Origin of the sequence: Porphyromonas crevioricanis (assembly GCF_900167225.1) — a bacterium.
Classification (GTDB): domain Bacteria; phylum Bacteroidota; class Bacteroidia; order Bacteroidales; family Porphyromonadaceae; genus Porphyromonas; species Porphyromonas crevioricanis.
This window is the reverse complement of sequence record NZ_FUXH01000014.1, coordinates 23,419-36,845: the sequence shown is the minus strand read 5'-3', so window position 1 is coordinate 36,845 and position 13,427 is coordinate 23,419. Positions and strand designations below refer to the sequence as shown.

The following is a 13,427-nucleotide window of genomic DNA, read 5'->3' as shown; positions in this document are numbered from 1 at the left end:
CCTCTCTTTTTTGATGCCCATAGGAGACGTTTTTTGCTGACACGGGAGGAAACAAAAATTCTCTCCTGTGAAAAATTTTATTCTCTCCTGTGTTAGCAAAAATTCTCTCAGGAGAAAAAATCGACCCCTCCAGAACGCCCTATTCATCGGCATTCTGAAGGGTGGTCATAAAAGGCATAAAGAGGGGGTACCTTCTCCTGGCTTTAGGGCCTTTTTCTCCTCTATTTTTCCGATTTTCATCACAGTCAAAAATTTACAAAATATGTCGCATTTAACAATACAAGAAGAGGGCTTCTGAAGCTACCGCAGGGCGAGGGTTCTCCGTTGTTTTGTGGGAGGAGGGAGGCTTAGTCGAAGTGCATCACACGTCCCGGACTGATCCGCCCGACAATGCGAGACGGACCAAGTAGCATGAGCATGATAAGGGTCGTTGCACCCAGATTGACTGCCAACCACAGCAGAGGATCTATCTCTATCGGCACATGACTCATATAGTACATTTCCCTGTCTAACTTGACAATCTGGAAATGTTTCTGCAATAGACAGACGAGTAGTGCAATGGCATTACCCCAAAACAGACCTTTAAGGATAAGGAAAAGGCTCAAGCGAATAAAGACAGCTCTCAGTCCTCTGTCGGTTGCTCCCAACGCTTTCAAAATACCGATCAGAGAGGTCTTGTCCAGCACTAGTATTGTAAGACCGGCAATCATGGTGAAACCCGCAACTAGAGCAATCAGAATGAGTAAGATATAGACGTTGGAATCAATCATTTCGAGCCAAGCGAACATTTGCGGGTTGAGGTCTTCGGCACGGCTTACTCCCAAGGCTGGTCCCTGTGGTATGGCATCGCTTTTACTCAGCCTTTCCAAGACCCGCTCCTGCATTTGTTCAGAAGGGATACGCTCCGTCATAATCCGGATATTCGTCACCTCATCGGTTTGCCGAGAGAGCATTCGCCGGAGAAGTTCTATCGGCACAACAGCCGGGGAGGTTTTGCCGGTTCCCTCATAGATAGCCGCCACAGACAGCTTACGCAACCGTATATTTCCCTCATTGGTGCTGTATATCTTCACCGGATCTCCTACTTGCAGGTCGAGTTGCTCTGCTATCTCTCGAGTAAGCATAACCGGATTTTGCGACAGTCGTTGCTTATCCCAGGGAGGTGGAGTGCCACTCAAAATCAGACTGTTTAAGTTTCCCATGCTGTACGAAGAATCAATTCCCATGACGGGAAGTCCGGCAAATGCGGAGTCTGTTTTGAGTATAGCAGTGCTGATAATGATAGGGTTTGCCTCCACGATACCGGGGATGAACCGGAGTTCGTCAAGCAACTTTTCTCCTGTTCCCCAAAAAAGAATGGAGCGATCGAGCGGACTGATAGCCAAATCTCCAGTAGTAGATCGTATATATTCGGCTGTTTGCTGCTTGAAGCCCAGGGTAACAGCTACCGAGAGCAACATAATAGAAGAACAAAGAGCCACCCCTATGATAGATATGCGTATGATAGGATTAAGCCCGGGCCGATGTCGGCCGTGCTTACTTCTGAAAAGGCGACGGGCGATGAAAGAGGAGAAGCTCACGATCTTATCGAGGGTTGAAATATCTTGCTGAGAAGCTCTACCAGAAGTTCTTTGTTGGAGATACCGGCCTGTGCTTCGACTCCTTTGGAGGCAGCGTCAGTCAGACGTATTTGGTGTATGATCTCATACACCTGCATCGGAGAGTAAAGTCTTAGCCCTACCATATAGTCTCGGGCTTGAAATCTCTGTTTGAAACCCAATCCCTCCATAAGTCCGTTTTCGCTCTTATCGGGGAGGTAGTGAGCTGCCATAAGGAGAGAAAAATAATTGAAGAGTACAGCCAATGTTGGTTGGATAGGATTAGCCTTTTCGTTTTGCCCAAAAGTAACAGCTATGCGATAGGCCTTGGCCGTGTCTCTCTTTATGATCGCCCTGAGGAGCTCAAAACTGTTGAACTCTCGGCTTATGCCTATATGCCGCTCTATCAGGTCTGCCGTGATTTGCATTCGTTTCCCTTCGGCCTGCAGGATCAGGATGAGCTTGTCTATTTCCTGTTTGATCTTGGCAAGGTCATTGCCGAGAAAGTCAGCCAACATTTCCGTAGATCGAGGGTCAATAAGGCAGTTGTGCTCCGATGCCATAGAAGCGATGGCATCCGTCAGTCGATAATCAGGCACACGCAAGGATTCAAAAACAACACCGACTTGTTCTATTGTTTTGAACAGTGATTTTCGTTTGTCTGCTTTCTTCTTTTGTGCAAGTACCAATGTCGTTGTCTCGGGCAACTCTTTGAGGTAAGGCTCCAACTTTTCGAGGTCGGAGACCAACTGGGCCTCTCTGATCACGATTAGGAGTTTCTGCCCAATCATGGGCAGACGCATGGATTCTGAGATAATGTCCCGGGCTTTGATCTCTTTGGAGCCATACAAAGTCGTCTGATCGAAGTCTTTGTCCTCTTCTGCAACAAGCTCTCTTTCAAAGAGAGCGGTCAGGCTGTCTATATAATACGGTTCATCACCGCACAGCAGGTAGACTCGGCCCGTTTTTTTCTTTCGTATCGACTGTACAATGGAGGAATAGGAAGTCATGGTCTAATCAGTCTGCGCACAGAAACTTTTTTCTACCAACTGAATTTGATATGCCTGATTGTATCTCTGTCACTCTGTAGCACCCTTATGGCTTCGATACCCAAATCTAAGTGATCGGCAGCATAGCTGCGAGTAACAGCCCTATCCGAAGCCTCTGTCTTTATCCCATCGGCCTGCACAGGCATATCGGAGATCAGTAGCAATGCTCCGGTAGGAATCTTGTTGGCAAAGCCGGCGGTAAAGAGCGTGGCAGTCTCCATATCGATACCTGTGGCGTGTGTCTTTTTCAAAAAGTCTCTGAATTGTCCGTCATGCTCCCAAACTCGACGATTCGTTGTATAGATAGTGCCTGTCCAATAGTCTTCTTTCCTGTCCGCCAAAGCCGAAGAAATAGCTCGCAACACGGAAAAAGAAGGCAAGGAGGGGACATCATGCAGCAAGTAGTCATCGCTTGTTCCCTCTCCTCGTATGCCGGCAATGGGAAGCACATAGTCTCCCACTTTGTTGGCCTGTTTGAGTCCGCCGCATTTACCCAGAAAGACAACCGCCTTGGGCGATACGGCAGATAGCAAATCCATTATCGTTGCGGCATTGGGGCTCCCCATGCCAAAGTTGATAAGGGTGATACCTTCGGCAGATACCGTGCTCATAGGCAAGCCTAAGCCCTCCACTTCCACACCGAACTTGGCTGCAAATAGCTCCAAATAATGAGCGAAGTTGGTGATCAAAATATAAGGATCGAAATCGGACAGTTTGCGCCCTGTGTAGCGGGGGAGCCAATTCTCTACTATTGCTTGCTTTGTGAGCATATTGTTACCTTTGTCTCTGCTGTTTGGAGGCCTTTTTTACCGGAAAGGAACCTCTACGAAAAGAGCAAGAGCAAAGATAGATGAATACTCTGAACCTACCCCCTTGTGATCTTCGTCTTCGAGAGGAGGACGGAGGGCGGCTCTATGTATTCGATCCTCTCCGTGGCAAATATGTACGCTTCACCCCGGAGGAAGAGGTTCGGCAGCGTTTTGTGCAGCACTTGATAACCGACATGGGCTATCCTCCCGGGCTGTTGGCCAATGAATTTGAGATAGAAGTAGGGCGAGTAAAGAAACGCTGTGATACGGTCGTATTCGACTCCAGCCTAAAACCATTGCTGATTGTCGAATACAAAGCTCCTCGAGTATCTATAGGAGAAGCAGTGGTACGTCAGGCAGTGCAGTATAACTACAGCTGTCGCGTGCCATATATCGTATTGAGCAACGGCCTTGCCCATGTTGCTTTTGCCATAGACTATGCAACCAACAGCGTAAAGCCGCTGGATCATATTCCCTCCTACACCGAGCTGCAGAGGGAGAGGAGAGATGACAGCTCAGGCTCCAGTACAAAGCTTTCGGAATAAATTTATTCAATAATAAGACAGATTATTTATGCCGTTTTTAGAAGCACGTCATGTGCACAAACGCTATGCCAACCACGTTGCTCTCGATGATGTAAGCATCTCTGTAGAGCAGGGCAAAGTGTTCGGTCTGTTGGGCCCGAATGGAGCCGGCAAGACATCTCTTATCCGTATTATCAACCGCATTACAGCTCCGGACAAAGGAGAGGTACTGATAGAGGGAAAGCCCTTGGCAGCCAAGGATGTTTCTCGCATAGGATATTTGCCGGAGGAGCGAGGCTTGTATCGCAAAATGAAAGTCGGCGAGCAGGCCATCTATTTAGCCCGTCTCAAAGGGATAGATACCGCTACGGCCACCGCTCGTTTGAGGGAATGGTTCGATAAGTTCGACATCATGCCCTGGTGGAACAAAAAAGTCGAAGAGCTATCCAAAGGGATGCAACAAAAGATACAATTCGTCTCCACCGTGATACATGAGCCGGAGTTATTGATATTCGATGAGCCATTCAGCGGTTTTGACCCGGTGAATGCCGATTTACTCAAAGCCGAGATCCTGAACCTGAGAGATAAAGGACGCACGGTCATCTTTTCCACACACAATATGCAGTCTGTGGAGGAGGTTTGCGATGATATTGCTCTGGTAAACAGTGCGCATATCGTGCTCAATGGCTCCGTGGAGGAAATCAAGAGACAGCACAGCGAGGGGCTTCTCAAGATAGTTCTGGAGTCTTCCGACACCCTGCCACAGAGCTACCTCGATAGCCTCAATATTTTGGAATACAAGACAAGGGGAGGACGCCATACGATCCGCTTCCGTCGCCCGACAGGCGTGCACAATCAGGAGGTAATAGCCGGCATCCCCTCCTCCTGCAATTTGCTTCTCTTCGAGGAAGAGCTTCCCTCGATGCATGATATTTTCGTCAAAACAGTAAAGAACAATACACATGAGCAACAATAAGATCAGCGTAATCATTGGCCGTGAGTATGCCATACGGGTGAGGAAGAAAAGCTTCTGGATTATGACCTTCCTCATGCCTATACTGTTTGCAGCCATTACAGTCTTGCCGATCTTCATTGCCCAATGGGCCAAAGACGAGCAAAAGACCATCGCAATCATCGATCCTACGGGAGAATACCTGCCTCTTTTTCATGACAACGAGGACTTCCGCTATGTACCTGCCGATAGGACTTTGGAAGAATACAGAGATTTGGCTTCCTCTAAAAGCGACGAAGAGCACGTCACGGCAATAGTGGATATTTCTGGTCCCTTGCTTGAGGGGGATTCTCTCTATCTGGCAGGCGACAAGCTCAAAATTTATTCCTACAAACAGCTACCCAGTAAACTGGCAGGAGAAGTAGAGCGAACACTGGAAACCTACCTCACGAACAAACTCCTGGATTCGTACCAAATAGAGGGGCTAAAAGAAATGATTGAGCAATCCAAAGTAGACCTCTCCATTCCCACCTACAAATGGGGTGAGGCCGGTAATACCGAGCGTACTTCAGGCGATGTGGCCGGCATTATAGGGATGGTTCTCACCGGGATAAGCTATATGTTCATCATGATGTATGGGGGAATGGTCCTTCAGGGAGTACTGGAGGAAAAGAAAAGCCGTATTATGGAGGTAATGGTCAGCTCTGTAAAACCATTTGACATGATGATGGGGAAAATACTTGGAGTGGGGTTAGTCGGGCTCTCTCAGATCTTCCTTTGGTTTGTCCTCACCGGAATACTCTTCTTCGTTCTTCAATTCGCATTGTTGGGCGGGATATACAGTGCCAATACCCTAACTGCGGTACAAAATCCCGAACAGTTGGGGATCTCCTCTCAAATGGGGATGGAAAACTTCAGTCAGGTACAAGATGTGATGAGTATTATTGCCGGGATCAACTTTACGGAGATCCTTACTCTTTTCGTACTCTACTTCATAGGAGGGTATTTGCTCTACGCAGCTCTTTTTGCAGCCATTGGCTCTGCAGTATCCAGTGACGAAGACACCAATCAGTTTGTCATACCAGTGTCGATACTGATGCTTTTCTCTTTCTATGCAGCCTTTGGCTCTCGTGACAACCCCGACGGTCCATTGGCCTTTTGGAGCTCCCTCTTTCCGTTTACCTCTCCGGTTGTTATGATGGTTCGCCTCCCTTATGAAGTCCCGCTGTGGCAGGAGATTTTGAGTATCGGTCTGCTATTCCTCACCTTCGTAGGTGTCACTTGGCTGGCCTCGAAGATCTACCGCGTAGGTGTGCTGATGTATGGCAAAAAGCCCTCGTTCAAGGAGATGTGGCGATGGATCAATTATAATTGAAAAGAACAAGGAGTGTCGTAAACAAATCGGCACTCCTTTTTTTATGGCAAAAAGATTGAAAGATGGCAGAGAAGCCTCTCACAAATCGCTTTTCGACAAGCTCCTTTGAGAGAGAGAGGACACACGGACAAGGTGCTGTCGGATAGGCAGATTTTAAGTACATTTGCGCACAAATAAGCAAATTCGACAATCATATTTTTATGGATCGAAAGTTTAGAGAATATAATCAGCTCAACCTCTCGAAGATCAACAAAGAGGTATTGGAGAGCTGGCAAGAGAATGACATTTTTGCTCGTAGCCTGAAAGAGAGAGCCGAAGCACCGAGTTTTGTCTTCTACGAGGGTCCTCCTTCGGCCAATGGTATGCCGGGTATCCATCACGTGATAGCACGGTCTATCAAGGATATATTCTGTCGCTATAAGACAATGAAGGGTTTTCTGGTCAACCGCAAAGCCGGCTGGGACACTCACGGGTTACCCGTAGAACTGGGAGTGGAGAAGAAACTCGGCATTACCAAGGAGAGCATTGGCAAGACGATCAGTGTGGCAGACTATAATGCAGCATGCCGCAAAGAGGTGATGAAATACACCTCCGAATGGATGAACCTAACCGACCGTATGGGCTATTGGGTCGATATGGAGCATCCCTACATCACTTACGACAATCGCTATATTGAGACCCTGTGGTATCTGCTCAAAGAGATATATAACAAGGGTTTGCTCTACAAAGGCTATACTATACAGCCTTACTCACCGGCTGCCGGCACCGGACTCAGCACGCATGAGCTGAACCAGCCGGGTTGCTACAGAGATGTGAAAGACACCACTTGCGTTGCCCAGTTCAAGATACTGGATCCCAAGCCGGAGATGACACAGCATGGAGAGCCCTTCTTTTTGGCTTGGACAACAACGCCTTGGACGCTTCCCTCCAACACGGCTCTCTGTGTGGGCCCTGAAATTACCTACTCGATTATCCAAACATACAACCCCTACTCTTCTGTTCCCATTACGGTTGTCATGGCCGAAGCCCTTGTTGGGACGCTCTTTAGCCCCAAGCATGAGGGGGAGGAAGCCATGTCTACTTTCAAGCCGGGAGACAAGGCAGTTCCCTATCGTGTAGTAGGCAGCTGCAAAGGAAAAGAATTAGTAGGGATGCACTACGAACAGCTGATCCCTTGGGTAAATCCCGGAGAAGGGGCCTTCAGAGTTATCAGTGGGGATTTCGTAACAACCGAAGACGGTACCGGTATTGTACATATTGCACCGACTTTCGGTGCCGATGACGATCGTGTAGCCAAAGCTGCCGGAGTGCCACCGCTCATGCTGCTTGACAAAGACGGCAACCGCCGCCCCATGGTCGATCTGCGTGGCCGTTTCTACAAGGTGAGGGATTTAGATCCTGATTTTGTAGAGAGATATATAGACTTACCCCTCTACGATGTATATGCCGGACGATATGTAAAAAACGCCTATGACAGTCGCCTGACCGAAGAGGATGAGACATTGGACGTGTCGATCTGCGTAATGCTCAAGATGCAAGGGAAAGTTTTCCGCATCGAACGTCACACACACAACTATCCACACTGCTGGCGCACCGACAAGCCTGTGCTTTATTATCCGTTGGACAGCTGGTTTATCCGCACAACTGCTGTGAAAGACCGGATGATAGAGCTTAACAAAACAATCAACTGGAAACCGGAATCCACCGGTACGGGACGCTTCGGGAAGTGGCTGGAAAACTTACAGGACTGGAACCTCTCTCGCAGTCGTTTTTGGGGCACTCCCCTACCTATCTGGCGCAGCGAAGACGGTAGCGAAGAACTCTGCATAGGATCGGCAGAAGAATTGATGCGTGAGATAGACAAGGCTGTCGCAGCTGGACTGATGTCTAAGAATCCCTATCAAGGTTTCGTAGTAGGGGACTACAGCCGTGCCAACTACGACAAGATAGACCTGCACCGCCCATATGTGGATGACATTATACTGCTATCCCCTAAAGGACAACCAATGCACAGAGAGGCGGATCTCATAGACGTGTGGTTCGACTCGGGCGCAATGCCCTACGCACAGCTCCATTACCCATTTGAACACAAAGAGGACGTGGAGAACGGCAAACTGTTGCCGGCCGACTTTATTGCTGAGGGTGTAGACCAAACTCGGGGATGGTTCTTCACCTTGCACGCTATTGCCACGATGATCAGTGACAAGACGGCCTTCCGCACAGTCGTTTCCAATGGTTTGGTGCTGGACAAGAACGGCAACAAGATGAGCAAACGTCTTGGCAATGCAATAGATCCTTTTGAGACAATAGAAGAATACGGTTCCGACCCTCTGCGCTGGTACATGATTACCAATGCTTCCCCCTGGGATAATATCAAATTCGACATAGAAGGAATAGAGGAAGTGCGCCGCAAATTTTTCGGGACACTCTACAACACATACCAATTCTTTGCACTGTACGCCAATCTCGATGGGTTCGATAGGACGGAGCCTTTGGTGGAAGTCTCCGAACGCCCGGAAATAGACCGCTGGATCCTTTCTTCTCTGAATACATTGATCGAGGAAGTAGACACCCAGCTTGAGCAATATGAACCAACCCGGGCAGCCAGAGCCATAGGCGAATTTGTGACTGAACAGCTAAGTAACTGGTATGTGCGCCTCTCCCGTCGCCGCTTCTGGGCTGGAGATATGACCAGAGATAAACTCTCAGCCTATCAAACGCTCTACTACTGTCTGATCTCCGTTTCTAAGCTCATGGCTCCGATAGCTCCGTTCTATGCGGACAGGCTTTACCGAGATCTCACAGACCACCTCCCAAAGAGCCAAGACTCGGTGCATCTGTGCAAATTCCCGAAAGTGAACGAATGTTTCTTCGACAAGCGTCTGGAGAGAAGTATGAGTTTGGCTCAGCTTATCACCTCCATGGTGTTGTCTCTGCGTCGCAGAGTGAATATCAAGGTTCGTCAACCATTGCAAACACTCATGATCCCGATTGCAGAGGGGCGCGAGAAGCGTGCGATAGAGTCTGTTGAAGAACTAATTTTGAGCGAGGTGAATGTCAAGGAGCTTCGCTATGTGGATGACAACAGTGGAGTTCTGGTCAAGCGTATCAAACCCGACTTTAAGAAACTCGGTCCTCGCTATGGCAAGGTGATGAAGGCCTTGGCTGCTGCCGTACAGCAAATGAGTCAGGAGGACATCCGCACGCTGGAGCGTGATGGGAGCTTTGAGCTGAGTTTTTCGGCAAACGAACCCTCGGCTGTCATCACGACTGCTGATGTAGAAATTATTTCTGAAGATATTCCCGGCTGGCTGGTGACTAATGAAGGGGCTATCACGGTAGCTTTGGATATTACCGTAACGGACGAACTTCGCACCGAAGGCTTGGCCAGAGAGTTTGTCAATCGCATCCAAAATCTACGCAAACAGAGTGGATACGATTTGAGCGACCGAATCGATTTGCTGGTTCTCTCTTCGGATGTAATGGATGAGGTAATCGATCTCTACCACGACTATATAGCACGAGAAGTGCAAGCCAACCGCATAGAAATAACCGATGTGGTTAGCGATGGAGTAGAACTGGATTTCGATGACTTTGGGTTACATGTACAAATCGAAAAATGTTAATCTCACAATATGGCAGAAAAGACTAAATACACAGAAGAGGAACTGGCCGAGTTTAAGGAGCTTATTCTGGAGAAGATTGCTCAGGCAACAAAGGACTTTGAGCAATTGCGCTCCGGGGTGAGCAATGCGGATGGCAATGATGTGGCGGACACTTCCCCCACTTTCAAAGTACTGGAAGAAGGAGCCACCACCCTATCCAAAGAAGAGGCTGGCCGTTTGGCTCAACGCCTGATGAAGTTTATCCAGAACTTGCAAGCGGCGTTGGTGCGCATAGAAAATGGCACTTATGGCATTTGCCGAGAGACCGGCAAACTAATTCCCAAGGAAAGGCTCAGAGCTGTGCCTCATGCTACTTTGAGTATCGAAGCTAAGCTCAACGAAAAGAAATGAGAAATAAAAGGCATTGGCAAGGCCGGTATACGGCCTTGCTTGTCTTGTTGCTGTTGCTTATTGATCAGGTGATCAAGGTCGCAGTGAAGACTCATATGATGCTACAGGAGGAAATTTATATTACTGACTGGTTTCGCATCTACTTTATTGAAAACCCGGGCATGGCCTATGGGATCACCATAGGTAGCAAGCTGCTGCTCACACTTCTGAGGATCATAGCTATAAGCATTGCCGCTTATGCTGTTGTACAGATATCCAAAGCTCAACGCTGGTCCATGGGCTTTATGGCCTCATTGGCCGCAGTGCTAGCAGGTGGGCTGGGTAATATCTTAGATTCTATATTCTATGGGGTTATCTTCGGTGATAGCCATGGACAGGTGGCTTCGCTATTCCCTCCCGAAGGTGGGTATACATCGTGGTTCTATGGCAAGGTGGTGGACATGTTTTATTTCCCTCTTTTCACAACCACTTACCCTGAATGGTTCCCGATAGTGGGTGGTGAAGAGTTTACTTTCTTCAGTGCCATATTCAACTTTGCAGATGCTTGTATTTGCGTAGGCGGATTCTTCCTCATTGTTTGCTACCCACGCACTCTGTTCAAAGCAATGGGCATGGTGAAGAAGCCTCATTGGCTCACTCGCAGACAATAGAATAAAGTATGACATTCGGGGCTGCTCTCAAACTGATTGCCTCCAAGCTGGGCAATTTTATCCGCAGACACAAAATCTTTTTGGCGGTACTGTTGGGCATATTGCTACTCATCCTGATCGGTCAGAGCCTGTTCCGTACAAGAAGCTCCTGGGATCGCATAGACAAGAGAAAACTGCTGAAAGTAACGATTGATCTGTATCAAACAGAAGGTTTTTTGGAGACACAATATGGCAGCTATGCTCCGGATTCTATTTTGGCACGAGCCTATGCTCACATCTTTCGCAAACATGGCGTGGATCGCATTGACTACGATAGTTCCATGCTTTGGTATTCGTTGCATCAGCCGAAGGCTTTGCAGGAGCTTTGGCAGGCTATACAGGATTCCTTGTCGGATCGCTTAGCCCTTGCAGACTCCTTGAGCAGGCATTATGATGCCATGCGCTTGAATATCCTTGCACGAAGAGAGGAAGTGAAAGATTCGGTCAATCTACTATCCTATCCCGATACTTCCACTACAATATTTTTGGGTCAACAGCTCTACTATCAGAAGTATGAGCGGAAATACATTTATGGGAGCAATGACTCTCATTTCTTTGAGTTTAATATTCGTCTGTTGGGTGAGATCCCGACTAAGCTCAATTCTGATTTACAGATAGGTCTCGCGATCATCGATTCGGACACGGTAAAGGCATATAAGACAAAACCCATTTATCGGGCTGGTATGCATAGACTTAGGTTAGCTGTGCCCAAGCAACTCAGTTCGTCTCCTAATGTCCGAGCCTACCTCTTAGCTCGAGCGGCTGCGGATTCCTTGTACACACATCCGATACCCGTACTGATAGACAGTGTGAGTCTGATTCGCTGTCAGCATGCCCGACTCGATTCTGCTGCCTCGACCTCTGCTCCGGACCCATCACTTCAATAGAGGAATGCGTTACGCTGCTCACTATTTACTTTGCAAAGGATATTGTCTGCGATGGCCGTTGGTGGGACTCTCACCTAATGGCAATGTGAGTCTGGATTTGTTCGAACGAGAGACACATAGTGTAGCTTTTTATCCGGGAGTACTCGAGCTTCGTCCTCTGAATGAGGAAAAGAGCAAAGAGGGAACGTTTCTCACCTCCTTTTCTGTACAAGCCGATCCGGACGCAAGTATCGGTATTTCAGCACTTACCCGTTGCATCGAACTGAAAGAAATGCGACAGCTCATAAGCACTCTTTCTGGGCCGTTCTCTCTGCATCTACTCCGCTTGGAGTAAGTTTCTCCTCTTACTACATCGCTCCGGATGAAGCCTCATCACGAGAAAGTTTCTTTTTTTATGTGCTAAAAAAGGGCTCTATCGAAAAGAAATGACAAAAGGACTTAGAAGCCGGAAGATTCGCGATAGAAGTCCAATCCTTCTCGTATATCCGATTCGCTAAGCGGAGCATCAATGACATACTCTCCGATAGCTCGGAGGGCGACAAAGGAGATTCCGTTGCCTCTATTCTTTTTATCATTCATTGCAAAGTCTACAATTCGCTTGTACATATTGCATCTGAGAGGGAAAGGCGAGTAATATTCCCGAGCAAAATAAACAAGGGACTGCAACTCATCAGAGGGAAAACCATAGCGACGATGACTGATATATGTCTCGGCAATCAAACCTATCAGTACCGCTTCCCCATGGGTAAGAGAAGGAAGAGAATCGGATTCCAACGCCAGACTCTCTACTGCATGTCCGATAGTGTGTCCTAAGTTCAATACTTTGCGTAGGCCTCCTTCCTGTGGGTCCCGCGCTATTAAATTGGCTTTGAAACGAGCCGATTGTTCAATAAGATCGTATAGGGAGTCGTTTAATAACAAGGGATCACGGCCTCGGCAATTATCCCACTCCGCTTTCGTTTGTAACAGGCTGTGCTTGACAAGCTCAACATATCCGGATAGAACCTCCCGAGGCGGCAAAGAAGAGAGAAAACCGGGATCGACAGCCACAACTTCTGCTTGATGAAAACTTCCGATTATATTCTTCAGTCCCAACCAGTCGATACCGGTCTTTCCACCTATTGCCGCATCCACCATCCCCATTAGAGAGGTGGGGACATTGATCGTGCGCATTCCTCTCTTGAAAACGGAGGCGGCAAAGCCTCCCAGGTCGGTCAGCACTCCTCCTCCTATATTGATGAGCAGCGAATGCCGGGAGGCTCTCTCTCCCTCTAACCATTGCCAAATCTCCAAACAGCTCTGCAAATTCTTGCGACTTTCGTCTATCACCCAGATCTTTTGCCTGATGGTTGGGATTTTTGCCAACAAAGGGCGCAACAAATCCTCATGCGCACTCATTACGGCTTCATCTATCAGAGCAAAAAGCTTATCAGGCTGCATTTGCTCCAACAGATCCGCAATAGGCCGGCCGAGACAAGCTCGACCGGCTATGATACGACTGCTCAGATATTTGTGTTCTAAGAGCAAT

12 protein-coding genes are annotated in these 13,427 nt (G+C 48.1%); 8 read left to right on the top strand and 4 right to left on the bottom strand.

Annotated features, from left to right (window positions below; genetic code table 11):
- Window positions 1-347: 347 nt before the first annotated feature.
- From B5D48_RS07505 to B5D48_RS07495, 3 genes are read right to left on the bottom strand one after another with little or no spacing between them, the layout of a single operon-like run.
- Window positions 348-1,580 carry an ABC transporter permease gene (locus B5D48_RS07505; protein WP_023936588.1) on the bottom strand — a complete coding sequence of 411 codons (1,233 nt, stop codon included), beginning with the start codon at window positions 1,578-1,580 and terminating at the stop codon, window positions 348-350.
- A complete protein-coding gene (holA, locus tag B5D48_RS07500) occupies window positions 1,577-2,608 on the bottom strand; it encodes a DNA polymerase III subunit delta (protein ID WP_023936586.1) in 1,032 nt (343 codons plus the stop codon). Before holA ends, B5D48_RS07505 begins: the two co-directional genes overlap by 4 nt.
- 32 nt (window positions 2,609-2,640) lie before the next feature.
- Window positions 2,641-3,417 (bottom strand): AMP nucleosidase, encoded by a 777-nt coding sequence (locus B5D48_RS07495; protein WP_023936584.1) that lies wholly within the window; start codon window positions 3,415-3,417, stop codon window positions 2,641-2,643.
- Between the two features lie 80 nt (window positions 3,418-3,497).
- Here B5D48_RS07495 and B5D48_RS07490 point away from each other — a divergent pair, with 80 nt between their 5' ends.
- The 8 genes from B5D48_RS07490 (at window position 3,498) to B5D48_RS07455 (ending at window position 12,233) form a co-directional block, all read left to right on the top strand.
- Window positions 3,498-4,001, top strand: a complete 504-nt coding sequence (locus B5D48_RS07490) for a type I restriction enzyme HsdR N-terminal domain-containing protein (protein WP_023936580.1) — start codon at window positions 3,498-3,500, stop codon at window positions 3,999-4,001.
- 28 nt (window positions 4,002-4,029) lie between these two features.
- Window positions 4,030-4,956, top strand: a complete 927-nt coding sequence (locus tag B5D48_RS07485) for an ABC transporter ATP-binding protein (protein WP_023936578.1) — start codon at window positions 4,030-4,032, stop codon at window positions 4,954-4,956.
- The gene (locus tag B5D48_RS07480) at window positions 4,943-6,307 is read left to right on the top strand and encodes an ABC transporter permease (protein ID WP_023936576.1); all 1,365 of its coding nucleotides are present in this window, start codon (window positions 4,943-4,945) and stop codon (window positions 6,305-6,307) included. The genes B5D48_RS07485 and B5D48_RS07480 overlap by 14 nt, the downstream gene beginning before the upstream one ends.
- A 200-nt stretch (window positions 6,308-6,507) precedes the next feature.
- On the top strand, window positions 6,508-9,933 hold the full coding sequence (gene ileS / locus B5D48_RS07475) for an isoleucine--tRNA ligase (protein WP_023936572.1): 3,426 nt from the start codon (window positions 6,508-6,510) through the stop codon (window positions 9,931-9,933).
- Between the two features lie 9 nt (window positions 9,934-9,942).
- Window positions 9,943-10,323 (top strand): TraR/DksA family transcriptional regulator, encoded by a 381-nt coding sequence (locus B5D48_RS07470; protein WP_023936570.1) that lies wholly within the window; start codon window positions 9,943-9,945, stop codon window positions 10,321-10,323.
- Window positions 10,320-10,973, top strand: a complete 654-nt coding sequence (locus B5D48_RS07465; RefSeq protein ID WP_036887245.1) for a lipoprotein signal peptidase — start codon at window positions 10,320-10,322, stop codon at window positions 10,971-10,973. The genes B5D48_RS07470 and B5D48_RS07465 overlap by 4 nt, the downstream gene beginning before the upstream one ends.
- Before the next feature lie 8 nt (window positions 10,974-10,981).
- On the top strand, window positions 10,982-11,899 hold the full coding sequence (locus tag B5D48_RS07460) for a DUF4296 domain-containing protein (protein ID WP_023936565.1): 918 nt from the start codon (window positions 10,982-10,984) through the stop codon (window positions 11,897-11,899).
- A 4-nt stretch (window positions 11,900-11,903) separates the two neighbouring features.
- Window positions 11,904-12,233, top strand: coding sequence for a hypothetical protein (locus B5D48_RS07455; RefSeq protein WP_023939890.1), 330 nt, complete (start codon window positions 11,904-11,906; stop codon window positions 12,231-12,233).
- 104 nt (window positions 12,234-12,337) lie between these two features.
- On the opposite strand, the gene B5D48_RS07450 is transcribed toward B5D48_RS07455, so the two are convergent.
- On the bottom strand, window positions 12,338-13,426 hold the full coding sequence (locus tag B5D48_RS07450; RefSeq protein WP_023936561.1) for a 3-dehydroquinate synthase: 1,089 nt from the start codon (window positions 13,424-13,426) through the stop codon (window positions 12,338-12,340).
- Window position 13,427: the final 1 nt, after the last annotated feature.